Raw genomic sequence first — 24,602 nt, 5'->3', positions numbered from 1 at the left:
TGAACAAGTTCCCTAAGAAGGCCGACAAGTCTACAGAACGTCGTCGAAAAAGCCGCTCTGCGGGGGCTGCGTGTTCGTTGGTTGAGGCTTCGACACCCGAGCTTCACCGGTCGAAGCCGGGGATACAGGCCTCGAAGATACTGGCCGCGAAGAAGCGGAAACGCTTGTGGATGCAGATACAGGAGTTGGTGCGCCTATGGTACCCGGGCCTTCATCCAAGGACGAGGCAGTTTCGTCATCGAGGTCAAGCCAGTCAGGGCGCTCGCGCTTCTGGCGCTTATCGTTGATGCGGCAGAATTGGAAGGCTATCTCGACAAGGATTACGAGGGCACCGGCCAAGACCAACATTGAGAAGGGCTCTTGGCCCGGTGTGACAACCGCCGCGAAAATCATGATGGCGACAATGATGATGCGACGCTTGTCCTTGACGTGGTCATATTCCAATACACCAATGAGGTTGAGGCAGACCACGAGTAATGGGATCTCAAAGCTCACGCCGAAAATCAGGAGCAACGCTAGCAAGAAGTAGAAGTATCGCTCACCCGTCAGTGCCGCAGTCTGGTATTCGGAGCCCATTCCCATGAGGAACTCTAAGCCCACGGAAAGGATGACGTAGGCAAGAACCGCGCCGAGGACGAAAAGCAGAACCGCTGTCGAGACAAACAAGAAGGTAAAGCGGCGTTCGTTCTTGTGGAGGCCAGGCACGATGAAGGCCCAGATTTGGTAGAGCCAGACCGGTGAGGACAATACGGCGCCAGCCAACGCACCGACCTTGAGGCGCAATAACAGCATTTCGAACGGGCTGGTGGCAAGCAGGCGGCACTCACCATCGGAGGTGAAAGAAACACGCTTTTCCTCAGGAAGCGAACAATAAGGACCGCGCAGGATTTCGCCCAGCGGTGACGTGCCAAACGGGGCGTTTTGGTACCAAATAAAACCAATGATGGCTCCAACCACCAAAGCGAGGAGAGAAATGACGATGCGTCGGCGCAGCTCCTGGAGGTGCTGGACGAGGGTCATCTCCCCCGTCGGATTCTTGGGCTTGCGGCGTAGCTTTGCGCCCCATTTTTGTTTCCGCGCGTTAGAACCAGCATTAGACGGTGTGCTCGCGGCACTCACAGCAAGACCTCCACAGAAAAGCCCACGGTGGCAGGCAAGGCCCTAGTGCTCCGAAAAACTCAGAGCGCGGCCTGCTTGCCGAGAAAAGATTATTAGTTCTGGTTTCCGTCAGCCGGCTTAGAAGCACGCGGCTGCATTTCCGGGCTATTCCAGAAGTCTTCGTCATTCTTCTTGGAAGCAGCAATCTGGGCCTGCTGCTCAGGAGTGTTGTTCTCCTCCTTCATTTCTTTTACTTCAGACTTGAAGATGCGCATGGACCGGCCCATAGAGCGAGCTAGCTCTGGCAGCTTCTTTGCGCCGAACAACAGCACGATAACGAGGACGACAAGGCCGATTTCCAAAGGTCCCACGGTCATTGAGGGTGCCCCTTCTTTCTAGGTCGATAAAGCGTACGGTTCCACACAACGAAGTGCTGCACGGGGCGCACGCAGGAGAGCTCTTAGTCTGGCAGTTGAGTATAACGCTCCAGCGCCCGATTTCTATGCTCCGAAATGGCCTCGACAAGCTTCTGGGGCCCCACGACCCGCAAACGGTCAGCTTGCCCGAGGGCGAAACGACTAAACCATGTCTCGGATCCGACGGGCATCTGCGCAGCTATGAACCCATTTTCAAGTGTTTCGCCTAGAGTGATGTCGTAGTGTTCTGCTAGCCAGGTGAATTCTTGGTTAATCTCCAGCTCCGCAACAAGAGTGTGATCTAGACCAAAGGGTGAGTCTGGGTTGAAATCCAGCTCTCGTACGTGCGGGGTAGCGGAAGCTTCGAGTACCTCGACATCACTCATGCGGTCGAGGCGGAAGGTGCGGTGGTCCCCCACTGAGTCATCCCATGCCACGAGGTAGGGCTCGCCATCCACGATGAAGATGCGGGCCGGATGCACGGTACGCTCGCTGGTCCGGTTGGAGGACATACTCCAGTAGGTAAAACGCACTTGCTGGCGCTTGTCGACGGCCCCCGCTAGTGCTGCTTGTACCTGCGATTCTTCGGGATCAATCGTGGCCAGGGAGTCATAGATGGCGGCGGTCTTTACATCCATGATTCCGCGCAGCTTGGCGGCGGCGGAATGGACCGCGGAGACGTCGACAAGCCCCGGCATCGCTTCTAAAGACTCAAGGGTGAGCAATAGTGCACCGGCCTCGGTGGGGGTCAGACGCAGTGCCTGGGTGAGGCCTTGGTCGTTGTAAATCTCGATGCCATCGCGGTAGCTAAAGCTTAAGTCGATGAGGTCTTCGGTATTGCGGCCCACCCCGGAGCAGAAGAGCCGGTCGATGGCGTCCTTGAGCTCCACCGGGGTCATCCCCAAATCCTCCGCGGCCTCCATCGGGGTCAACCCCGGGTGGTTACGCAGGTAAGGGATGAGGTTGAGGGAACGAACCAGCGATTGCAGCTTGCGAGGTTGATCAGCCACGGTGGGCCTCCTCTGTCGGTGCCTTTGTCGTCCCCGTGGTCTCAGCCACCATCGCACCGGTACCGCCGATACTTAAGAGTGTGATGATGTCGGCACGCACTTCTGCCGGTTCAACCACGACCACGTCCGGGGCATAACCGGCCGCCGTGCGCACCAGCCAATCCCGCCGCACGGCGGTGAGTTCTACGAGGTTGTCCTCGCGCCTGCGTCCGGCGTCGACAAGTTCGACAGCTTGCCCCTCTGGTACGTCAAGGAGAGCGTCCACGGTATCGCCACGGTTTAGTGCCTCCACAACGAGATCTTGCAGTGGTGCGGTGGGCTCGAGGTGTGTGGCTGCATGACGCGAACGCTTGACGTTGTCCACGCGGGTGGCACGGAAAGTCCGAGGTGCCTGGCGGTCCACGTCCCAGCCGACAAGGTAGACGCGATCTCGGTGGTTGACCAGCCCCCAGGGATCCATGTGGCGGCGAACTGCTTCGGCAGAGGGCGTAGCGTAATAATCAAAGGATATGCGCAGCCCTGCACGCACGGCGGTAATCACCGCGGTGACGAGCTCCGGGCTCAGCCTGGTCATGTCGTTGACAGCGGTGTAGACGGGCGCTCCGCTCAAATCGCGGGAGGCGCCCGAGGCAGCCAGCTTGGTCCACGCGGACAAGCTGAAATCGCTTAAGCCTCCCGGTGTGCCAATGCCGCCGGCTACGCCCAACACCATGGCCTCCTGTGGCGTGAAATCGACGGGAGGTAGCTGGTAGCTTTCGGGATCGAGCCGGTACAGCGAACCTTCTGCCCCACTGCTATGCACTACCGGAACACCAGCGCGCTGCAGGGTCACAATGTCGCGGGAAAGTTGTTTCTGAAAAGCCTCGTCGCTGCGAGACTGGTAGCCCTCGACGTGGCTGCGAATCCAGGCTGCGCTGCGGTCAGGAACCCCGCCTTGGTGCGCGGCGCCATGCAGCGCAAAGGTGAGGTTGGTGAGCCTTTCGATAGCGCGGTCTCTGACCGGCGTCCGGGCTGCAGTGCGATCTGCTGAAGGCATAGTGGCAGGTTCCTTGATCAGCTCTACGGCTCTACGAGCCTGGGTGCGAACGCATGTAGTCTAACAACCCATCTAGGCGCGGATCTTCGGATACGAAGGGATCGGAGAATTCCTCGGTCATGGGCTCCGGGCGGTTGACCTTCATCCGCGTCCAATCCACCGTTACCGCGGCGTCGAGCTCGCGGGCAACAGCGAGAAACTCCCCGCGCAGCTTGGCGCGGGTGGTTGGCGGGGCGGTGTCGACGGCGGCATCGATTGCAGCATCGTCGATCCATCGCTTCACCATGCCGCGCTGCTCCAATACGCTGTAGAGGCCACGGCCGGGACGGATGTCGTGGTAGGTCAGGTCAATCTGTGCCAGCTTGGGATGCGCCCAATCCCCGCCTAAGCGTTCGCGGTAGCGCTCCAGCAGGCTGCGCTTGATGACCCAGTCGATCTCGCGGTCAACATCGGAGAAATCCTGAGTGTCGATGGCCGCAAGGGTGCGCTTCCACAAGTCCACGACACGGGCCAGCTCAGCCGTTGGCGTGCCTGTGTCCTCGCGGTGTTCCAGCCAACGCTCAGCGGCGGTACAGAGCTCTTGCTGCATGGCGAGCGCGGTGGTGCTGCCGCCTCCCTCAAGCGGGAGCTGGGTGCGACCGGTCGGGTCGAGCGCGATGGCGCGGATGTGTTGAATAGGTTCGAGAACCGAGAGGTTCGGCACCTCAAAACCGGCCTCCAGCATCTCCAGCATGAGCAGCGTGGAGCCAACTTTGACGGCCATCGTGGGCTCAGCCATATTGGAGTCGCCGACGATAACGTGCATGCGACGGAAACGCTTCGAATCCCCGTGTGGTTCATCGCGGGTATTGATGATGGGCCGCGAGCGAGTCGTCGCGGAGGACACACCTTCCCAGACTTGGTCGGCACGCTGTGAGAGCACGAAACGCGCCGGTTCCTCACCCTTAGCAGGTCTAATCATCCCCGCGCCACAGATGAGCTGCCGGGTGATCATGAATGGCAGGAGAGCTTTGCCGAGGTCCTTGAGCACCACGTGGCGGCCGATGAGGTAGTTCTCGTGGCAGCCGTAGGAATTGCCCGCAGAATCGACGTTGTTCTTGAACAGATAGACGGCGCGCTTCTCCCCCTCGTCCGCTAGGGCTTCCTCCGCCTGCACGGCCATGCGGTTGACCATGGCATCGCCGGCGCGCTCATAGGCAATGAGCTGGCTCAGGCTATCGCACTCGGCGGTAGCGATCTCCGGGTGGGAGCCGACGTCGAGGTAGAGGCGGGAGGCGTTGGGGCTAAAGATATTCGAGGAGGAGTACGTCGACACGATGGGCCGGAAAAGTACGCGGGCGATCTCATCCGGGGACATCACCCGCTGTCCATCGCTTGCGCTCGCAGTGATGCCGTACTCGGTTTCGATGCCCATAATCCGCCGTGCATAAACGGGGGCGCTACCGGAGGGCTGCTCCACCTTTATTCGCCGCCCTTTTGGACGTAGGAGCGCACAAACTCCTCGGCGTTGGATTCCAGGAGGCCGTCAATCTCATCGAGAAGATCATCGGTACCCGCGCTGTTGATGCTGACTTGTCCGGCATCGAATTCCGAGGAATCACCTCCCTGCCCGTTACCGCCACCGGCATTAATCTGGGACTGCTGTCCGCTCATGGTGAGAGCTCCTTTCGCGAGTGGAGAATGCTGCGCTAATACAGTGTAGGGTACTCGATTCGCACCCCGAGCTGGCGCAAACTATCAACGAAGTCGGCGGCACTGCCCGCAGATTCCAGTAGAGCGCCCACCTCGTCTTGCCCGAGTCTTGTGGTGTCGTCGAGCGCCACGCAGGCGGTTCCAGAATTGGCTCCCTCGGCCTCACCGATGCGGAAGGTCAGTGACTGCCAGGACGCAGCCAGGACATCCTCCCCGAACTTTCGGGTAGCGTGGCCGCGCAGGTAGGCGCGGGTGTCGCTGGGCGGCGTCTCTGCTGCCGCTGCGATCTCTTCCTCACTGACCAGGGTGCGCATCTGTCCCTTGCGCACGAGCGCATGGTAAAGGGATTTTGCGGGGTCGATGTCTGTGTACTGCAAATCGATCAGAGCCAGCTTCGGATCATCGGCCGCGACGCCGCGGTCAAGGTAGCCTTTAATCAAGCGATACTTGGCCACCCAATCCAGCAGGTGGGCGGCCTTGAGCGGATTATCAGCCAAAAGCGCGACAACCTCATCCCAGGCGGCGAGCACCTTTTCATCCGCCTCAGTGGTGGCGGTGACCCTCTCCCGGTAGACGGCGAGGATGTCGAGGGCGGTGAGGTGGCGGCCGTCGCGAAGCGCCAGCTTATGAGTCACAGTGAGGTCGCGGCTCACCCGCTGCACCTCCTCCACCGGCTCTGCTAGGCGCAGGTCACTAAAGTCCACGCCGCTCTCGATGGCATCGAGTACCAGCGAGGTCATGCCCAGCTTGAGCAGCGTCGAGGTATGGGACATCGTGGCATCACCGATGATGACGTGCAGGCGACCGAAGTCCTCGGCGACCGCATGTGGTTCATCACGGGTGTTGATGATGCCGCGGTTGAGGGTGGTTTCCAGGGAGATCTCCTGCTCGATATAGTCCGCGCGTTGTGAGATCTGGAAACCAGGTTCTTCACCATCAGCACCCAATCCCACGCGTCCGGCACCGGTGACCACCTGGCGAGCGACGAAGAAAGGAATCAATCCCTGGGCAATGTCATCGAAGTCAGTATCCCTGGAGTACTGGTAGTTTTCGTGGCTGCCATAGGAAGCCCCCTTACCGTCCACGTTGTTCTTGTAGAACTTCAGCGGTGGGCAGGGATCATGCGTGGCCAACACGGACGTGCCCTGAGCGGTCAGCGATGCTACGGCCTCCCCTGCGCGACGAAGGATCAGGTCGCCGGAGGCGTCGTAAAGCATGGCATCCCAGGCATTCGTGCACTCCGGCGAGGAGTACTCCGGATGGGCGTGATCGACGTAGAAACGCGCGCCATTAGCGCTCACCACGTTGGCCACACCCAAGGCATTCGGGTCCACCACGGGCACCGTGTGGTAGCGCTTGAGATCGAAGCCGCGGCTATCGCGCAGTGGGTGCTCCTCCCGAAAATCCCAGCGGGAGCGCGCACCGGTATGCAGGGCGGCATAAGCCACAACAGCATGGGTGGAGGTCACAATCGGTGATAACGCCGGGTTGGACGGCGTGGAGATTCCATATTCAGTTTCGGTTCCTAGAACACGGCTCACGGTTGTACTCCCATCAATTCGACCCCGGTGACATGCGCGCCAGCGGAGGTACCGGCGACGATCTTCGCCCACTCCTCCGGGTTGGCAGAAGTCGGTACGTATTCAGATTCTGCCTGCTCGGCCGCGATGGCCTGGTGCAGGTGCGCGGCGGTGATACCTGCGGGCTGCGCTCCCCCAGCAGAGTTTGTTGCGTCCAACGCTTCCTTAATCGCTAGCTTCTTGGCACGGGAGACGATGTTGGCAATCATGGCGCCAGACACGAAGTCCCGGTAGTGCAGCACGCGCGGATCCGCGTTAGCGAAGTGCAGAGTGAGAAAGGGCCGCTCGGCGTAGAGAGCGTCCACCGCGGTATCGATGAGCTGTGAAAGATCACCCTCGTGGGGGACGGATTCCGGGAAGTGACGGGCGAAAATTTCGCGTGCGCCCTGTTTGGTCGGGCGGTTGATGCGGATCTTGATGTCGAGGCGCCCCGGGCGCATGATGGCGGGGTCGATGAGTTCCTCACGGTTGGTGGCACCGATGACGATGACGTTGCTGAGCTTTTCCACACCGTCCAGCTCCGTCAACAGCTGCGGGACGACGGTGGTTTCCATATCGGAGGACACGCCGGAACCACGGGTGCGGAAGATGGACTCCATCTCATCGAAGAAGATGATGACCGGGCGCTGGCTGCCATCCTCGGTGGGCTCGGAGGCTAGCTCGCGGGCGCGCTCGAAGATGAGGCGGATGCGGCGCTCAGTCTCGCCCACGAACTTGTTGAGCAGTTCTGGGCCCTTCACATTGAGGAAGTAGCTGGGGGCACTAGCTCCCAGCGACGCGGACAGCGAATGCGCCACCGCCTTGGCGATAAGCGTCTTTCCGCAGCCCGGCGGGCCGTAGAGCAGTACGCCCTTGGGCGGCTGGAGATCGTACTGGCGGTAGAGCTCCGGGTGCAGGAAAGGCAGCTCGACGGAGTCACGGATGAGGGAGATCTGCTCATCCAAACCGCCGATGTCCTCGTAGGAGACGTCAGGAACTTCCTCCAGCGTGAGCTGTGCTACCTCAGTCTTGTGCACGCGTTCGGTGGCTACACCAGATTTGGGCTCAACCAAGAGGGTATCGCCGGCGCGCACGGTATCCCGCAACGCTGCAGCGAGGAGAACAACCTGCTCTTCACCAGAGGAATTGATGACCACGGCGCGGTCGGTGCCGAGACGTTCTTGGATCGTCGCCAGCGCGCCCGTATTTACCGGGGCGCAGGCCTCCACGACGACGAAGCCCTCGCCCAAGCGCACCTGCTGCCCTACTTTCAGGGAGCCGGGCTCCAGGTTCGGCGAAATCTTGACCCGCATGGCTCGGCCATTGGTATAAACTTCGGCGTCACGGCGTGAATCATGCGCGCGCCCGGAATAGCCCAGAAAGACACCGTATGTGGAGGCAGGCTCCGCAAGGGCGTCAACCTCCGCGAGCATCTGCTGAAGCTTCGTGCGCGCATCTTTCAACAGGGCAGCAAGCTTGGCATTGCGTTCAGCGAGCTGCTCTATCTGGCGACGCTGCTGGCCAAGTTCCTGGGAATGAGTGGCATCGTTCATAGAGTCCACCCTAGCGCGCAGTGCGCCACGTTTAACCTCGGGGCTTATTTTCGCGCGCGGCGCTGCGGGCGGGGTGGAGTGACGCCGTCGGCAAGCCGGCGCGTCCAGATCAGAAACGCGGTGTGCGCGTTCATGCGATGCTCCGGGCGGGTGGCCAAACCTTCCACCTTCCATTCACGCACGAGGGACTCCCAGGCCCGCGGCTCCGTAAAGCACTTGAGCTCGCGGATGCCCTCCATGACCTTCATCAGCTGCGGCACGGTGGCCACATAGGTCATGAAAACGCCGCCCGGGATGAGGATGTCGCGTACCTTCTCAAGGTGCTCCCAGGGCTCGAGCATGTCTAGGATGACGCGGTCCACGGGGCCGCCCAGCTCCTCGACGGTGACATCGGCCAGGTCTCCCAGACGCGGGCTCCACCATTCGGGCTGTTTACCGAAGTATTCGGTGACGTTATCCACGGCGTATTCCAAGTGGTCATCGCGCACCTCATAGGAGAAAACGTGGCCTTCCGGCCCCACGGCGCGCAACAGCGTCATCGAGAGCGCGCCGGAACCGGCGCCGGCCTCGAGCACGCGCGCGCCCATGAAGATATCGCCTTCGACCAGAATCTGCGCGGAGTCTTTGGGATAGATCACCGCGGCACCCCGTGGCATCGACAGGACATGGTCCACCATGAGATGGCGGAACAGGAGGAAGGAGCTACCCAGAGTCGAATCGATGACGGAGCCTTCATCCATGCCGACGACATCATCGTGGTTGATGATGCCCTTGTGCGAATGGAACTGGCCTCCCTCCTCGAGGACGATGGTGTAGTGACGCCGCTTGGCATCGGTGAGCTGCACGCGGTCGCCGTAGCGGAAGGGGCCGGAATAAGCCATGGCGTGGGAACCTTTCACATAGTTGAAGGTGGCAAGGATTAACCCACCAAGTATGCCTCAAGGGCGTTACCAAGCCATAGTTGGTCGCGCTCGCCCACCAGCTCGCGGGCCGAGTGCATGGACAGCATTGGGACTCCCACGTCGACGGTGGGGATGCCCAAACGGGTGGCGGAAATCGGTCCGATGGTGGAGCCACAGGGCACGTCGTTATTTCCCACGAATCGCTGGACCGGAACGTCCGCACGGCGGCAGGCGGATTCCCACAGGGCCACGGTATTAGCGTCGGAAGCATAGCGCTGGTTGCCGTTGATCTTGGTCACCGGGCCGTGGCCGATGATTGGGTGATGCGTGGGATCGTGCTTTTCGGCGTAGTTGGGGTGCACGGAGTGCGCGGCGTCGGCCGAGACACAGCTGGAGCGCGCAAACATCTGGAAACGCTGCTCCTCGTTCGCGCCGAGGGCACGGGCGGTGCGGGTCAGGATATCCCCCAGGATCGGGCCGCCTGCGCCGTAGCGCGAAGAGGAGCCCACCTCTTCGTGATCAAAGGCCGCCATGACGAGGACGTCCTTGTGCTCGATGGAGTCGGCGTACTTTGCAGCAGCGAGCAGGGCACGCAGCGAAGCATGAACGGAAGAAAGGTTGTCCATGCGCCCGGCAGCGATGAGCTTTTCGCCGGCGCCAAAGACCTCACCGCGCTGGGCATCCGCGGTAATCAGGTTGAAGGAAGCGATATCCTCTGGGTCTACGCCAAGCTGCTTGCCGACGACCCCCATCACCGACGTCTCCGGGGTACCCACGGAGAGCACCGGCTGCATGTGGCGCTGGCGATCCGGCTTGAACTCATCTTTGCGGTAGAGGTGGATCGCCAAGGAAGGCAAGCGCAGCAAGGGGCCGGTATTGACCAAGTGGCGGCTGCCATCCTTCGTGATGACCTGGCCGCCGACGGTGAGCTCGCGGTCGAACCAGCTGTGGAGAAGCACCCCGCCATAGACCTCGACGGCTACCTGCTGCCACCCTGCGGAATCGAAGTCCGGGGTGGGCTTGAGAGCCAGGCCAGGTGAATCGGTGTGGGAGCCGATAATGCGGAAGCCGGAATCCGGGCCGGCGCCTTCGGGGACATACCATGCCATGACCGCACCACCCCGGACCATGACGTGACCACCTGGTGCAGCTGACCATTCGGCAGACTCATCTTGGCGGCTAAAACCGGCGGCGACGAGCGTGCGCGCCACCTCTTCAGCTGCGTGATAGGACGAGGGGCTGGCTGCGATGAAATCAAGAAAATCGTGCGTAGTGCTCATGCCATCTAGCTTGCCACGGACGGTCGGGAGATGCGGGAAGGTTTGCGGTGGGCTATGCGCTAGGCTGAGAAACACTATGCCGAAAAGACTAGCCCTCTCCCCTTCCCGTGCCTCCGATTACAAGCAATGCCCTCTGCTCTATCGCTTCCGGGCCATTGACAAGCTGCCTGAACCTAAGACACAAGCCCAGGTCAAGGGAACGCTGGTCCACGCTGTGCTGGAGAAGATGCACCAGCTACCCCGTGAGCAACGTGAGTACCCGGCCGCGGTGAAGATGATCAAGCCGGAATGGGCGGTGATGCTCGACTCCGATCCGGAGCTGCGTGAATTGGTACCCGAGCCCGAGGAGCTGGATTTCTTCGTCGAAGCACGCCAGCTCATCAAGGGCTATTTCCAGATGGAAAACCCCCAAGGTTTCGACGCCCACGAGTGCGAGATGTACGTCGATACCGTCTTGCCAAACGGTGTGCCTGTCCGTGGGTTCATCGACCGCGTAGACGTTGCCCCCACTGGCGAGGTGCGCGTGGTGGACTATAAGACGGGAAAGAAGCCGCTTCCCCGGTATTCCCAGGACGCGCAATTCCAAATGAATTTCTACGCGCTGGTGTACTGGCGGCTTCTCGGCACCATCCCCACGCAGCTGCGGCTGATGTACCTCAAGGTCTTGGATTCAATGTTCCTCACGCCTGGGCCAGAAGAGCTCGAGTACTTCGAGCGTGACCTAGGCGAGCTCTGGGCCAAAATCGAAGGCGATGGCAAGGCCGGAGATTTCAGGCCGAAGACGTCAAAGCTGTGTGGTTGGTGCTCGTTCCAAGACCTCTGCCCGGCTTTTGGCGCTACGCCACCCGAGTATCCCGGGTGGCCCGACCAGGCCTCGTAGACCGTCGCGCTGCGTAAGACCGTGCCGCGGCTTAGAACAAGCCGGAGATCGAACCGTCAGCGGCAACGTCGATGTTGTTCGCTGCGGGCTTCTTTGGCAGGCCCGGCATGGTCATGACGTCACCGGTTAGGGCAACGATGAAACCAGCGCCGGTGCGCGGCTGCAGTTCGCGGACGTGGAGGACGTGGCCTTCCGGAGCGCCGAGCTGGCTCGGATCATCCGAGAAGGAGTACTGGGTCTTGGAAATGACGACTGGGAACTGCTCCCAACCATTGTCCTTGATGTACTTCAAGTCCTTGAGAGCCTTGGAAGAATACTCCACCCGCTCGGCGCGGTAGATTTCCTTGGCGATAGTGTCGATGGAGCTCTCAATTCCTTCAGCGGGGTCGTAGAGCTGGCGGGAGGAGCCTTGGGAGAGGTTGTCCAGAAGGCGCTCAGCCAGCGCAGTCGCCCCTGCACCACCCTTCGCCCACACCTCTGCTTCTTCAAGAGCCACGTCGAAGTCGGCCGCCCACTGACGCATGAACTCGCGCTCGGCCTCGGTATCGCTCCCAAAGAGGTTGAGAGCGACCACTGGCTGAAGCCCGAACTTTCGCAGGTTCTCCACGTGGCGCTCGAGGTTGACCACGCCCTTCTTCAGGGCTTCCAGGTTCTCCGTGGTGAGCTCCTCGCGCGGCTGCCCGCCGTTGTACTTCTGGGAGCGGATCGTTGCCACGACGACCGCGCCAGCGACATCAAGCTCACCAAAGCGGGACTTGATGTCCATGAATTTCTCGCCACCGAGGTCCGCCCCGAAACCTGCTTCCGTGAGGACGATATCGCCGAAGCGCATAGCAGTTTGGGTGGCCAACAGTGTGTTGCAGCCATGAGCGATGTTGGCGAAAGGACCGCCGTGGACGAAAGCCGGCGTACCGCCCAGGGTCTGGACTAAGTTGGGGTTCAGCGCATCGCGCATCAGGGCGGTGAGTGCGCCCTCTGCGCCCAAGTCGCGGGCGGTTACCGGTTGCTGGTCATAGGTGTAGCCCACAGTGATATCACCGAGGCGTTTCTTCAGGTCTGCCAAATCGGTAGCGAGACCGAGGATGGCCATGATTTCCGACGCCGCAGTAATGGTGAATCCGGTCTCCCCCGGCACTCCGTGCGCTGGGCCGCCAAGACCGGTGACGACGTTGCGCAGAGCGCGGTCATTGACGTCAACGCAGCGCTGCCAGGTGATGCGGCGCGGATCGATGTTGAGGGCGTTGCCTTGGTGGATGTGGTTATCGATGATGGCGGCCAAGGTGTTGGTGGCCGCGGCGATAGCGTGGAAGTCACCGGTGAAATGAAGGTTGATATCCTCCATCGGCACAACCTGCGAGTAGCCGCCGCCCGCAGCGCCGCCCTTGATACCCATGACGGGGCCTTGAGAAGGTTCGCGAAGCGCGACGATTGCCTTCTTACCAAGCTGTGTGAGGGCATCGGTCAAACCGATAAGTACGGTGGACTTTCCCTCGCCGGCTGGTGTCGGAGAGACGCCAGTGACGAGTACCAGCTTGCCATCGGCGGGGGCATCCCCAACCTGGGTGATATCCACCTTGGCTTTGTTCTGCCCATAAGGGATGAGGGCGGGCGCTGGGATTCCAGCGCGGGCGGCAATATCTGTGATGGGTTCGAGCTGGTGGGCTTGGGCAATGTCAACATCAGAAGGTTGCGTAGTCATGCCCACCAGCTTAGCGCTCTAAAGAAGCCTCTTGAGCAACATTAGATAATTTCTCGATGATGCTAAAGCAGGACCGCACCGAAGGCGTAGCACAGGAGGACAGACAAGGCGATGCTGACGGTGCCGGGGATGATGAACGGGTGATTGAAGACAGCTTTGCCGATGCGCGTCGAGCCGGTGTCATCCATCTCAACGGCTGCCAACAGGGTCGGGTAGGTCGGCAGGATGAACAGAGCGGATACCGCAGGGAAGGCAGCCACAGCGGTCAGTGGGTTGACGCCGAGGGCCAGAGCAGCCGGCATGAGAGCCTTGGTGGTCGCGGCTTGCGAGTACAGCAGCGCCGCAGCAAAGAAGAGCACGACGGCCAGCAGCCAAGGGGCGGATTCGATGACGGAGCCGGAGATGGCCTGAATGTCCTCCATGTAGTGGTTAATGAGCGTGGTGCCCAACCAGGCCACACCAAGCACACAGATACAGGCGGACATGCCCGACTTGAACACTGGCGTATTAAGTACGTCGCCAGCGGAGATCTTGGTGATCATCACGATAAGGGTTGCGGCAGTGAGCATCACCGTCATGATGGCCTCATTGCGGGGCAGAGTCGGCTCTTCGATGAGTCCCACCTGAGAAGATGTCAGGGTGGCCCACAGCATAACGATGACGATGGCAACGAGGAAGATGATGACGGAGGTCTTAGCGCCCTGTACCGGGCTGTAATTGTGGGAGCCCTGCGGCATCTTTACCAGGCCTTGGGTCTTGCGTTCCTGGTATACGGGATCATCTTCTAGCTCCGCCCCGGAACGGTTGGCAATCCACGCGGCAGGGAAAATGGAAAGAAATGTCGCCGGAATGAGCACAGCGAGGATCTGCAAGTAGCCCACGTTCATCGGCTCCAAGAGGGAGGCTAGCAACACCACGGCGGCGGAAATGGGCGAGGCACAGATGGCCATTTGTGAGGCCACCACAGAGATGGACAGCGGACGGGATGGGCGAACCTTGCCTTCCTTGGCCACCTCAACGATGACGGGAAGCGTAGAAAATGCCGTGTGGCCGGTACCCGCCAGAACGGTCATAAGCCAGGTCACGACAGGGGCATAGAACGTGATCTTCTTAGGATTCTTGCGAAGGAATTTCTCGGCGAGGTAGACCAGATAGTCCATGCCGCCGGCGCGTTGCATAGCAGCAATGGCCGCGATAACAGTCATGATGATGCCGATGACATCGAAAGGAATGTCTTCGCGTGTAACGGGAACGCCGCTCAGGCCGAGAAGCAGGACACCCAAGCCGCCGGCCATGCCAATGCCGATCGAACCAATTCGGGCACCGAGATAAATCGCCGCGAGGACGATAATGATGTGCACAACAACCATTATGTAACTCCAATATGTGCAGGTGATCTGCAGTATGGGGTGAATCGCGCGACGGTCCGCACACGACCTGGGCGCGAGAACTGACAGTCTCTATTCTGCCCTACTTATGTGGCATTAGCGAGATTCCAGGCCCGATTGTGTCCGTTTACACACCCCCTTCGCTCGAAGGAGGGCCGAGGGGCTTGAGAGATGGACAGCCACTGAAAGAAAACGACGCGCCCGCGCTGCCTCGTTGAAGGTAGCGCGGGCGCGTGGCGTGCAGCATCAGCGTTTCTATACGCTAGTGCTGTGGCACAGCTTTATTCGTCGATGTAGAGCTGACCGCGGAATTCTGGGTGCATGAGGTTCTCTACAGACAGAACCTTGTTGAGAGTCTCTTCGTCGAGCAGGCCCTTCTCCAGAACTAGGTCCTTGACTCCCTTGCCGGTCTTGAGGGACTCCTTAGCAATCATGTCACCGTTGTGGTGGCCGATGAACGGGTTCAGGTAAGTGACGATACCAATGGAGTTCTCCACGTAAGCGCGGCACACATCAGCGTTTGCGGTGATGCCCGTGACGCACTTCTCGCGCAGGGTATCGACGGCGTTGCCCATAATGCGGATGGACTGGAACAGTGCCTCACCGATGACCGGCTCCATGACGTTGAGCTGCAGCTGGCCAGCCTCAGCCGCCATGGTGACCACGTGGTCATTACCGAAGATCTTGAAGCAGACCTGGTTAACAACCTCCGGGATAACCGGGTTGACCTTACCCGGCATGATGGAGGAACCAGCCTGACGCGGCGGCAGGTTGATCTCTGCCAGGCCCGCGCGCGGACCAGAAGACAGCAGGCGCAAGTCGTTAGAAATCTTGGCCAGCTTCATTGCCGCACGCTTGATGGTGGAGTGCAGCAGTACATAAGCACCACAGTCAGAGGTTGCTTCAATGAGATCGCGGGCGGTCTTAATCTCCAGACCAGTGACCTCGGACAGTGCGGCGGTGACCTGGTGGCGGTAGCCGGCCGGGGTGTTCACGCCAGTGCCGATAGCGGTTGCGCCGAGGTTGATCTCCAGCAGACGCTTCTGGGCGTCGCGCAGGATGGCCTGCTCTTCCGCAAGGTTGTGCGCAAAGGCCTTGAATTCATCACCAAGGGTCATCGGAACGGCATCCTGCAACTGGGTGCGGCCCATCTTCAGGATGTCAACGAACTCATTGCCCTTGGCGTGGAATGCTGCCTGCAGGGCATCGATGCGCTCGATGAGGTCCTCCATGGCGTAGTAGATGCCCAAGCGGAAGCCGGTTGGGTACGCGTCATTGGTGGACTGGGACATGTTGACATCATCGTTTGGGTTGATGACGTCGTAGGAACCCTTTTCCTCACCGAGGTACTCGAGCGCCAGGTTGGCTACAACCTCGTTGGTGTTCATGTTGAGGGAGGTACCAGCACCGCCCTGGAAGACATCCAGCGGGAACTGGTCCATGCAGCGGCCTTCTTCCAGGATCTGGTCACAAGCCCAGATGATTGCCTCTGCTTTCTTCTTAGGAAGGACGTGCAGACGGCGGTTAGCCATCGCGGTGGCCTTCTTGACCTGCACCATACCGCGGATGAAATCCGGGATGGTGTTGATGGTCACGTAGGAAATCTGGAAGTTCTCGATAGCGCGCAGCGTGTGAACGCCGTAGTACGCATCACTCGGAACCTCCACGGAGCCGAGAAGATCAGTCTCAGTACGCGTCTTCTTGCTAGACGGGGCCTTCGAAGACTTGTTAGTGGCCTTTTCCTCGACCTGAGACTTCACGTCCTTGGTCTCCTTGGCCTCTGGCTGAGCATCCTTCTTTGTTGTCTTTGCCATCGGGGCTGACTCCTTGCATAAAAATCGAAGAACGATGATGGTCAGCCACCATAGTAGCTAGGTGCGCGAATAAAATGTTTGGAATATCCCCCTAAAAGCGGGCAATGCGCAGATCTGAAGCGAGAATCGCTTCTGCTCCGAGCCCTTCGAGGCTGTCCATAACTTGATTCGCCAACTTGCGGGGAACCATGACGCGCACAGCGACCCAGCCTTCCCGGGCCAAAGGAGAGATGGTCGGTCCCGTCAGACCAGGAGTCACTGCTTCGACCTCAGGCAGCTTTTCCTCTGCCACGTTGTAGTCGAGCATGACGAAGTGGCGTGCATTGAGGATTCCGCGGATGCGGCTGAGCACAACGTTCTCATCTGCAGTGACGTCTTCGCCTTCGCGCTTAATCACCACAGCCTCCGAAGTCACGATGGGCTCACCGAAGGGCTCAAGGCCCTGCTGGCGCAGTGTGGTGCCTGTGGAAACCACATCGGCAATGACATCTGCGACACCAAGGTGAATCGAAATCTCGACCGCACCGTCAAGGCGGATGACTTGCGCGTCGATGCCATTGGCTGCGAGGTTATCACGAACCACGTTGGGATAAGACGTGGCAATACGCTTGCCCTGCAGCTTGGCGACGTCCCACTCCTCCCCCGCCGGTGCGGCATAGCGGAAGGTGGAGCCGCCAAAATTCAGGGCTAGAACTTCGTTGAACTTTGCGCGGGAATCCAGTGCCAAATCACGGCCGGTGATGCCCAGATCCAGGACGCCCTGCGCCACGTAGATGGCAATATCCTTTGGGCGCAGGAAGAAGAACTCGACTCCGTTCTCCTCATCCACGACGTTGAGTGACTTGTTGTGTCCACGGCCTTTGTATCCAGCTTCCTTCAGGATTTCGAGGGCGGCCTCGGACAGGGACCCCTTGTTGGGGACGGCAATTTTGATCATTGGTGTGCGGTACTTTCTACGCTGACTGCGATGTTGGCTGTGTACTAGGACGGCAAGGGGCCGACTAAAGGTAGGAATAAATATCCTCGAGCTTCAGGCCGCGCTTATGCGCCATAACCTGGAGCCAGTACAGCAGTTGCGACATCTCCTCAGCGAGTTCCTCATCGGACTGGTACTCGGCCGCAATCCACACTTCGCCAGCCTCTTCGATGATTTTCTTGCCCAAGTGGTGGATTCCTTTATCGAAGGCTTCCACGGTGCCGGAGCCTTCGGGGCGTTCGGCGATCTTCTGGGACAGTTCCTCAAACAGGCTTTCAAAATTCTTCACAAAGGAATATTCTTCCACACCGCTGCATAAAATTCTGCACCCCGGCCGAAATTCTCCGGCTACAGTGAGCGCAAGCGCTGATACCACTCATAAATATCGCGCGCCGTCGCACCTTCCAGGTGGCGGTGCCCGCTGCCTCGCAGTTCGGCGATGACAGTGACCTCGTCTGGGACTGTAACGTGCTCCCCTTCCGGCAGGCCAATGACGGAGCAGCCAGCGGCGACCGCCGCGCGCATACCTGCCGCCGAATCCTCGAATACGAGGCAATCCTGGGGTCGAGCACCTACCCGGCGGGCAGCCTCGGCATACATATCAGGAGCTGGTTTGCCGTGGGGAACCTCGTCGCCGCAGATCGTGTCAACGAAATAGTCTCGGCCCAACGCCGCGATTGCGGAATCCGCCACGTAGCGCTCAGTGTTCGTGGTCACCATCATCGGCATTCCCGCATCCTTGAGCTCACCAAGAAGCTCCGAAATTCCCGGGAATATCTCGAGATGATCGGAAAAAAGCGACTTTACGTAGTCGAACATGAGCATGCGGTAGCGTTCGCTATCACCAGACTGGAGCTCGACGCCGGCTTTGTCAGCGCAGATCGCGAGCGTGTCCTCGAAGGTCGAGCCGACCGTCGCCAAACGCTCAGTAGGTGTCAGCCGGCGCCCCAACGTTTCGGAGAGGTAAAAGGTGGCCTCTTCCCATAAAGGTTCAGAGTTAGTGAGTGTGCCGTCCATGTCCCAGAAGATCGCGGCGGGACGACAGGTATGTGCGGTCTGATCGGTATCAGTCAATTAGAAATCCAGCTCCGGTAGCTGCGCGAGGGCTTCATCATCTGCACCTGTTGCTGCGGAGGCCAAGTGAATAAACTCGGTGAGCTCCTCCTTCTCCTCCGGCTCAAGTACAGCGTCGGCGTTCTTGCGGTTGAAAGCTGCGAGCTTCTCGACGGAAGGACGCACCGCAGCTCCCAGGAGACCACCATCTGGATCATCTGGAAGTTTATCCAGGTCCTCGAGGAAGGACTCCAAGATAGAGCGGAGGTCTGGGAGCACCGAAGCATCAAACGGTGCCTCCCAGAACTCCTTCTCCTCTTCCTTGAGGTAATCCCCGGTAGCGAAGGACTGCAGGTTGGACATGAACTCATCAACGGTGGGCTGGAATTCTGCACGAATCGTCATGAGCTAAATCATGCCTGAAGTTTCCTAGAGGCGCACGCCCAGCAAGGAATTAACTGCAGTGCGCAGAACGTTAGATGCTTCTTCGGACGCTTCCGCTGCCCCTGGGGCATTCTCAGCCCACTGATCAAGAACCGCAATAGCGCGTGGGGTATCCACATCGTCTGCCAACGCTTGGCGCACGTTGTGGACAACGTCCTTGATCTCTTCCACGGTTCCTGGGTTTCGGGAGGCCGTGCGCCAGCGCTCCAAACGCTCCTGCGCGGTGTGCAGGACCTCGTCGGACCAGTCCCGGTCCTCACGGTAGTGGCTGGAGAATACTCCAAGGCGAATCGCAGAGGGATCAACGCCTGCCTCCACTAGCTTGTGGACGAAGACCAGGTTACCCAAAGACTTGGACATCTTGGTGCCCTCCAAGCCAATCATGCCGGTGTGCACATAGGACTGGGCCATGCGTTTGACACCACGGGCGGCCTCAGCATGCGCCGCAGAAAACTCGTGGTGCGGAAACTTGAGATCCGAACCTCCACCCTGAATATCGAAGCTGGAGCCGAGCCGGTTGGTCGCGATGGCAGAACACTCAATGTGCCAGCCCGGACGCCCCGGACCAAAAGGAGATTCCCAGGCGGGTTCGCCCTCGCGGTGGGCACGCCAAATCAAGGCATCTAGCGGATCACGCTTACCGGGGCGGTCCGGGTCACCGCCGCGCTCGGCAAAGAAGGTCTCCATCTGCTCCCGGGAATAATTCGATTCGTAGCCGAAGTTCTTCGTGGCCTCGATGGATGCGTAGACGTCCGGATAGTCGGGGTCATCGACGACGTAGGCTGCACCTGCGTCGAGAAGCGCCTGCACCATCTCCGTGATCTCATCGATGGCTTCCATCGCCCCAACGAAGTGCTGCGGAGGAAACACAGAGAGCAGTTCCATGTCGGAGCGGAAAAGATTGATCTGCGAGGTACCCAACTCGCGCCAATCCACGCCATCGCGCTCGGCGCGTTCGAAGAGCGGATCATCCACGTCGGTGATGTTCTGGGCGTAATTCACCTTGTAGCCGTTATCCAGCAGCTGGCGGTAGATCAGATCAAAGGTGAGATAGGTCGCCGCATGGCCCAGGTGGGTGGAATCATACGGGGTAATGCCACAGACATACATGGTGGCGGTCTCCCCCTCGATGTTGAGCTTTTTTACCTCTTCATCAGCGGAATCATAGAGGTGAAGCGGCGACGGGGCGCCAGGTACGGAATCGATGTGCGGGACAGGCCAAGAGTGCATGGGCACCATCCTAACGTGTACTGACTCCGCAACTGGCGCATGCCCGGTTATTAAGGGGCGAGCACCCCGAGGCCCAGCAAGAGCATGACGAGGAGCCCGACAGGGATGCGGTAGGCCGCAAACCACTCGAAGGAGTGGTTACCCACGAACTTCAGCAGCCACGCAATAGACGCATAACCGACGACGAAAGCGATGAGCGTGCCGACGAGCAGTTGGGCGCCGGTGGCAGATTGCCCCACGGTGGGGCCGAAGGCGTCGCCAAGCGAAAACAGGCCCGAAGCCATAACCGCAGGAATGGCGAGGAGGAAGCTAAAGCGCGTCGCCACCTCGCGATCCAAGCCCAAAAAGAGGCCGCCCGAAATCGTGCCTCCCGAGCGCGAGACACCTGGGATGAGAGCTAAGCACTGGCATAGGCCCATGACGATGGCATCGCGCATCGTCAAGTCCTCGAAGCTGCGCTCCTTTTTGCCCACCCTCTCAGCGATGATGAAGACAACGGAGAAAAGCACGAGCATGGATGCTGTAATCCACAGGTTGCGCAAGTTATCCCTGATCAGGTCCTTGCCCAGGACGCCTAGGATGCCAATCGGGATTGAGCCGACGATGACCATCCACCCCATGCGGTAGTCCTGGCCACGCTGCTGCTTGTGCACGAGACCTATGAACCACCCTTTGAGGATCTGCCAGATCATTCCCGCGAAGTACACAATCACTGCTAACTCAGTGCCGAGCTGGATAACGGCAGTAAAGGAGGCGCCGGCGTCCTGCCCCCAAAAGAGCGTGGAGACGATGCGTAGGTGCCCCGAAGAGCTCACGGGCAGGAATTCGGTGAGGCCTTGGACAAGAGACAAGACGATGACCTGTACCCATGTCATGGCGTCAGTTGTAGCTGTTGTAGTCACCCGCGACAGCCTACTAGCGCGCTCCATGGCTTCCGGTTTCCACCACGCTGACTGCTAGGATGAGGGATCGTGAAAATGCGTCGAGTCCTGCTTTCTTCTGCCCTTCTTGCCAGCACATGCGCCCTTGCCGCCTGCAATCCCACGGAAGGGGTTGGCGGGGACCCCAACTCGGCGGTCTATGGCAAGGCCGAACCCGCTTCTTCCCCAGAGTCATCGAAGCCAGTGGGCACCGTCGTGCCCTACGCTGCCGTGACTGACCTCGCGGCGGTGGGTGATACCCTCGCCGTGCGCACCGAGGACTCCCTCGCTGTAGGTTCGGCTGCGGACTTTGAGGAAGAAAAGGCCACGCAGATTTCCGTCGATCAGAAGTGCGGCGACCTGACCGCTTCTGACAAGCATTTCCTCCTCGCGTGTGGGAAAAAAGTCTTGCTTGTTGATCCGTCTCAGCCGGATTCCCCACAGGAATTGGCAGTGGATGAGGAGCAGCCCGTAACGGTAGCCGCGGAGGCTTCCAGCGGTGAAGTATTCGTTGGTTCAAAGGACTCGACCACCGTCGGCGTGTACCGCGACGGGGAACGCAGCACCGGCATCACGGTGGAGGCCGGTTCGGATCAGCTCATTTCCGTTCCCGTTTCTGAGGGTGCGGACGGCATCGTCCGCGTCTTAAGGGAAGACTCGACGATTCAATCTCTCGATTGGGAAAAGGACCGTGCGGGCGGGCGTCTGCGTGTAGGCCAGGGCGTCGGCCAGATCTCCGGCGGCGAAGGGGCCGTGGTCGTGGCATCGGACACCGTAGGCAAACGCGTGGCTATCTACACTGCCAGCGACGTTATTCGCCTGCACCAATACGGCAACACCGACGGCACACCGTGGGGCGTGGCTTGGGATGCCGGCCGCACACTGGCGTGGGTAACCACCACCGATAACAACCATCTCCACGCCTATACCGTTTCCGCGGGCGTCCCAGAAAACGTTGGCACCATGGACACTGTGGCTGATGCACGCACTATTGCTGTGCTGGGCGACGGCACCCTCGTCACCGCCTCCGCATCCGGTGAAGGCCTCCAGTTCATCACCGATCCGCAACTCGACACATCACCGCGCTAGCATCCGGTCTCAAAGACCTCATTCGCAACCTCAGCTAAGGACACTTCATGCAGTACTCCGCTCTTGACCGCGCCCGCCATGCTGCCTACCAGGCAGCATTGAAGGGAATGTTTAAACTCGACCCAGAGCGAATCCACGGAATCATCAACGGCGGGCTCGCTATCTTCCAAGCCGGTGGCCCGCTCAATCGCGCGCTGGGAAAGGTGGTACCGGTTAATGATCCGGTATTGGAACAGGAAGTCTTTGGGGTGCGCTTCCCACGTCCGCTAGGGTTGGCGGCCGGCTTCGACAAGAACGCGGCGGCTGCTGATGTCTGGACCCCCGTTGGCTTCGGCTATGCCGAGCTGGGCACCATCACCCCGAAGGCGCAGCCCGGAAACCCTACTCCCCGCCTGTTCCGACTCAAGGCGGACAAGGCGATCCTAAACCGCATGGGCTTTAACAATGAGGGTGCGCTGGCCGCCGCGCGCAATCTACGCAAGCGCCGCTACAACGATGTCGTGGGCATCAACATTGGCAAGAACAAGGTCACCGACGCCGAGCATGCTGTGGATGATTACCGTCAGTGCGCATCTGTGCTGGGGGATCTGGCCGATTATGTCGTGGTTAATGTGTCCTCCCCTAATACCCCAGGATTGCGTGACCTGCAGGCAGTGGAGTCCCTCCGCCCCATCATGGAAGCCGTGGTGGAATCGACTTCCTCGCCGGTCTTGGTCAAGATTGCTCCCGATCTCAGCGATGAAGATATTGATGCCGTGGCGGATATGGCCGTGGAAGTTGGCTTGGCCGGGATCGTGGCTACCAACACCACTATTTCCCGTGAGGGGTTGAATACCCCGGCCGACGAGGTTGCTGCCATGGGCGCGGGTGGCGTGTCGGGTCCCCCGGTGGCTGAGCGTTCGATGGAAGTGCTCAAGCGACTTCACGCCCGCGTAGGCGATGAACTGGTGCTGGTTTCGGCGGGCGGAATTTCCACGCCGGAGCAGGCATGGGAACGTATTACTGCCGGTGCCTCGCTGCTGCAGGGCTACACCGGACTGATTTATGGTGGACCGGATTGGATTCGCGACATTCACCGCGGCATTGCCCAGCAGATTCGCGCGCACGGCCTCAGTAACATCTCGGAGGCAGTTGGCTCCGGTCTGGGATGGATCGACTAAGCCCCCGAAGAGTCTTCGAGGGGGCTTAGCCCTGTCGATGAAGAGAAGCACGGATGAGGGGCTTCCGCGCTTCATGCGTTTCACTTAACGCAGTGTGCGGCGGATAATGACCGCGCACAGGCCTGCAGCCACGGCGTAGAGGAAAACCACGTACTGCCCCATCGTGGTGAGGACCGTACTGGGCAGTGCGCGGCTAGCGATGATGAGCACCAGCGCTAGGACTAGCGCAATGATTTGCTCGCGGCTGCCGCGCTGATCGCGGCGTTGGGTGCTGAATGCACCGACGAGCAGCGCCGCGCCAACGATGGCGAGGTGGCGCCATGTCCATTCAAAGGTGGCGCCCCAGCCGTCGGTGAAAATCGATACGAGCCCAAATAGTGCTAACACGGCGGCCAGCAACATGAAAGCGCCGCCCACGCGCAGGGCGGCGGGGATATCTACTCCGTCAGTCGTGGGGTTAGTATCCGAATTCCTAGTCATTGTGCCGAGTCTAATGGGCCGTATTAGTGGGCCTCGTACCAGCCCCACGTAATCGCACGGCCGAGGGTGTGGAAGAAAAGGTTAAACCCAAGGACCGTCGGCGTTGCCTCCGGGTCGATGTCGAGGCGCTCAACGTCGACGGCGTGGACCGCAAAGAGGTAGCGGTGCGGGGCATGACCAGCTGGCGGCTGGGGCCCGTAATAAACGCGCTGGCCGGAGTCTCCGCGCAAGCTGATGACACCTTCATGTCCAAGGTCTTCCGCGGAGCCTGCTCCCGTAGGAAGCTCACGTACGTCAGCCGGAATATTGAACGCAGCCCAGTGCCAGAAACCGGAACCCGTCGGAGCGTCCGGGTCAAAGCAGGTGACAGCGAAGGACTTGGTTCCCTCGGGTACGTCCGACCACGAGAGTTGCGGTGAGATGTTCTCAGGAGCGCGGAAGCGCTCTGCGATTTCCGCCCCCTCTTCAATATCAGCGGACGTTACGGTGAATGCGGGGACATGCCCCAGTGGTGCATAAGGGTCCGGGCCGGGAAAGCGGGAATCGGTGGCGTAGCTCTCAACGGAATCTGAAGTGTTCTTAGTCATAGATTCATTTGTACCGGAAAGCCAAAACCCATGCCGACGAATGGTCTTCTGCCCTAGACAGCGGCAGTAAGCGCTCGGTTGGGGCGAGCGAGTTTCATCGTTGTGTTTTCAGCACACTGCACGAGCCTAAAACATCGCGTGAGGTGCTGATTTGTGAAGTTATGCCCATTCGGGATACAGTATGCGAGTGCCCAGCCGAGAGGCTGAACAAACACCCTAGCCCGGGTGGCGGAATGGCAGACGCGCTAGCTTGAGGTGCTAGTGTCCTATTAACGGACGTGGGGGTTCAAGTCCCCCCTCGGGCACAGTGTGAAGTCTCGAGACATCGTTCCGGTC

General features: G+C 60.0%; 24 protein-coding genes and 1 tRNA gene. 4 read left to right on the top strand and 21 right to left on the bottom strand.

Features of this window, described 5'->3' with window-relative positions:
* Nucleotides 1–30: 30 nt before the first annotated feature.
* From tatC to HMPREF2896_RS03470, 10 genes are all read right to left on the bottom strand, one after another.
* A complete protein-coding gene (gene tatC, locus HMPREF2896_RS03515; protein ID WP_070717777.1) occupies nucleotides 31–1,020 on the bottom strand; it encodes a twin-arginine translocase subunit TatC in 990 nt (329 codons plus the stop codon).
* A gap of 191 nt (nucleotides 1,021–1,211) precedes the next feature.
* Nucleotides 1,212–1,475, bottom strand: a complete 264-nt coding sequence (gene tatA / locus HMPREF2896_RS03510; protein WP_070446624.1) for a Sec-independent protein translocase subunit TatA — start codon at nucleotides 1,473–1,475, stop codon at nucleotides 1,212–1,214.
* Between the two features lie 83 nt (nucleotides 1,476–1,558).
* Nucleotides 1,559–2,524 carry a helix-turn-helix transcriptional regulator gene (locus HMPREF2896_RS03505; protein WP_070717774.1) on the bottom strand — a complete coding sequence of 322 codons (966 nt, stop codon included), beginning with the start codon at nucleotides 2,522–2,524 and terminating at the stop codon, nucleotides 1,559–1,561.
* Complete coding sequence (locus tag HMPREF2896_RS03500) at nucleotides 2,517–3,560, bottom strand: helix-turn-helix transcriptional regulator (protein ID WP_246823988.1); 1,044 nt, start codon at nucleotides 3,558–3,560, stop codon at nucleotides 2,517–2,519. Before HMPREF2896_RS03500 ends, HMPREF2896_RS03505 begins: the two co-directional genes overlap by 8 nt.
* A gap of 31 nt (nucleotides 3,561–3,591) precedes the next feature.
* Entirely contained in the window at nucleotides 3,592–4,974 is a 1,383-nt protein-coding gene (gene pafA / locus HMPREF2896_RS03495) for a Pup--protein ligase (RefSeq protein ID WP_070717771.1), read from the bottom strand.
* A 47-nt stretch (nucleotides 4,975–5,021) separates the two neighbouring features.
* A complete protein-coding gene (locus HMPREF2896_RS03490; RefSeq protein ID WP_070446620.1) occupies nucleotides 5,022–5,213 on the bottom strand; it encodes a ubiquitin-like protein Pup in 192 nt (63 codons plus the stop codon).
* Between the two features lie 35 nt (nucleotides 5,214–5,248).
* Nucleotides 5,249–6,793: a depupylase/deamidase Dop gene (gene dop / locus HMPREF2896_RS03485; RefSeq protein ID WP_070717767.1), complete on the bottom strand. Its 1,545-nt coding sequence runs from the start codon at nucleotides 6,791–6,793 to the stop codon at nucleotides 5,249–5,251.
* Complete coding sequence (gene arc / locus HMPREF2896_RS03480; protein ID WP_070717763.1) at nucleotides 6,790–8,364, bottom strand: proteasome ATPase; 1,575 nt, start codon at nucleotides 8,362–8,364, stop codon at nucleotides 6,790–6,792. The genes dop and arc overlap by 4 nt, the downstream gene beginning before the upstream one ends.
* Before the next feature lie 44 nt (nucleotides 8,365–8,408).
* Nucleotides 8,409–9,245, bottom strand: a complete 837-nt coding sequence (locus tag HMPREF2896_RS03475; protein WP_010186638.1) for a tRNA (adenine-N1)-methyltransferase — start codon at nucleotides 9,243–9,245, stop codon at nucleotides 8,409–8,411.
* A 38-nt stretch (nucleotides 9,246–9,283) separates the two neighbouring features.
* The gene (locus HMPREF2896_RS03470) at nucleotides 9,284–10,546 is read right to left on the bottom strand and encodes a M18 family aminopeptidase (RefSeq protein ID WP_070717816.1); all 1,263 of its coding nucleotides are present in this window, start codon (nucleotides 10,544–10,546) and stop codon (nucleotides 9,284–9,286) included.
* A gap of 76 nt (nucleotides 10,547–10,622) precedes the next feature.
* Here HMPREF2896_RS03470 and HMPREF2896_RS03465 point away from each other — a divergent pair, with 76 nt between their 5' ends.
* Nucleotides 10,623–11,426 (top strand): RecB family exonuclease, encoded by an 804-nt coding sequence (locus HMPREF2896_RS03465; RefSeq protein ID WP_070717760.1) that lies wholly within the window; start codon nucleotides 10,623–10,625, stop codon nucleotides 11,424–11,426.
* A gap of 31 nt (nucleotides 11,427–11,457) precedes the next feature.
* On the opposite strand, the gene HMPREF2896_RS03460 is transcribed toward HMPREF2896_RS03465, so the two are convergent.
* The 9 genes from HMPREF2896_RS03460 to HMPREF2896_RS03420 form a co-directional block, all read right to left on the bottom strand.
* Nucleotides 11,458–13,125: a formate--tetrahydrofolate ligase gene (locus HMPREF2896_RS03460; RefSeq protein ID WP_070446614.1), complete on the bottom strand. Its 1,668-nt coding sequence runs from the start codon at nucleotides 13,123–13,125 to the stop codon at nucleotides 11,458–11,460.
* Between the two features lie 62 nt (nucleotides 13,126–13,187).
* Nucleotides 13,188–14,495, bottom strand: coding sequence for an anaerobic C4-dicarboxylate transporter (locus HMPREF2896_RS03455; RefSeq protein WP_070446613.1), 1,308 nt, complete (start codon nucleotides 14,493–14,495; stop codon nucleotides 13,188–13,190).
* Nucleotides 14,496–14,794: 299 nt separating this feature from the next.
* Nucleotides 14,795–16,327, bottom strand: coding sequence for an aspartate ammonia-lyase (gene aspA / locus HMPREF2896_RS03450; RefSeq protein WP_070717757.1), 1,533 nt, complete (start codon nucleotides 16,325–16,327; stop codon nucleotides 14,795–14,797).
* A gap of 91 nt (nucleotides 16,328–16,418) precedes the next feature.
* Nucleotides 16,419–17,264, bottom strand: coding sequence for an ATP phosphoribosyltransferase (gene hisG, locus HMPREF2896_RS03445; protein WP_070446611.1), 846 nt, complete (start codon nucleotides 17,262–17,264; stop codon nucleotides 16,419–16,421).
* A gap of 64 nt (nucleotides 17,265–17,328) precedes the next feature.
* Nucleotides 17,329–17,592 (bottom strand): phosphoribosyl-ATP diphosphatase, encoded by a 264-nt coding sequence (locus HMPREF2896_RS03440; RefSeq protein ID WP_010186658.1) that lies wholly within the window; start codon nucleotides 17,590–17,592, stop codon nucleotides 17,329–17,331.
* Between the two features lie 59 nt (nucleotides 17,593–17,651).
* Nucleotides 17,652–18,377, bottom strand: a complete 726-nt coding sequence (locus HMPREF2896_RS03435; protein WP_070717754.1) for an HAD family hydrolase — start codon at nucleotides 18,375–18,377, stop codon at nucleotides 17,652–17,654.
* Nucleotides 18,378–18,761, bottom strand: coding sequence for a hypothetical protein (locus tag HMPREF2896_RS03430; RefSeq protein WP_070717751.1), 384 nt, complete (start codon nucleotides 18,759–18,761; stop codon nucleotides 18,378–18,380).
* Nucleotides 18,762–18,785: 24 nt separating this feature from the next.
* Complete coding sequence (mshC, locus tag HMPREF2896_RS03425) at nucleotides 18,786–20,030, bottom strand: cysteine--1-D-myo-inosityl 2-amino-2-deoxy-alpha-D-glucopyranoside ligase (protein ID WP_070717748.1); 1,245 nt, start codon at nucleotides 20,028–20,030, stop codon at nucleotides 18,786–18,788.
* 50 nt (nucleotides 20,031–20,080) lie between these two features.
* Complete coding sequence (locus HMPREF2896_RS03420) at nucleotides 20,081–20,932, bottom strand: undecaprenyl-diphosphate phosphatase (RefSeq protein WP_210388737.1); 852 nt, start codon at nucleotides 20,930–20,932, stop codon at nucleotides 20,081–20,083.
* Nucleotides 20,933–21,007: 75 nt separating this feature from the next.
* On the opposite strand from HMPREF2896_RS03420, the gene HMPREF2896_RS03415 reads away from it, so the two are divergent.
* Entirely contained in the window at nucleotides 21,008–22,039 is a 1,032-nt protein-coding gene (locus tag HMPREF2896_RS03415) for an NHL repeat-containing protein (RefSeq protein WP_070643539.1), read from the top strand.
* Between the two features lie 47 nt (nucleotides 22,040–22,086).
* On the top strand, nucleotides 22,087–23,199 hold the full coding sequence (locus tag HMPREF2896_RS03410; RefSeq protein ID WP_070643536.1) for a quinone-dependent dihydroorotate dehydrogenase: 1,113 nt from the start codon (nucleotides 22,087–22,089) through the stop codon (nucleotides 23,197–23,199).
* An 84-nt stretch (nucleotides 23,200–23,283) separates the two neighbouring features.
* Here the strand turns inward: HMPREF2896_RS03410 and HMPREF2896_RS03405 are convergent, their stop codons facing one another.
* A complete protein-coding gene (locus tag HMPREF2896_RS03405) occupies nucleotides 23,284–23,679 on the bottom strand; it encodes a hypothetical protein (RefSeq protein ID WP_070446604.1) in 396 nt (131 codons plus the stop codon).
* 23 nt (nucleotides 23,680–23,702) lie between these two features.
* Entirely contained in the window at nucleotides 23,703–24,266 is a 564-nt protein-coding gene (locus tag HMPREF2896_RS03400) for a YbhB/YbcL family Raf kinase inhibitor-like protein (RefSeq protein WP_070717742.1), read from the bottom strand.
* A gap of 219 nt (nucleotides 24,267–24,485) precedes the next feature.
* Between HMPREF2896_RS03400 and HMPREF2896_RS03395 the strand changes: the two genes are divergently transcribed.
* Nucleotides 24,486–24,571 (top strand) — tRNA-Leu (locus HMPREF2896_RS03395).
* The last annotated feature ends 31 nt before the right edge of the window (nucleotides 24,572–24,602 follow it).

Source organism: Corynebacterium sp. HMSC069E04, from assembly GCF_001813175.1.
GTDB classification, from domain to species: Bacteria; Actinomycetota; Actinomycetes; order Mycobacteriales; family Mycobacteriaceae; genus Corynebacterium; species Corynebacterium aurimucosum.
Note: the sequence above shows the minus strand (reverse complement) of the source record. Positions and strands in the feature narration are given on the sequence as shown.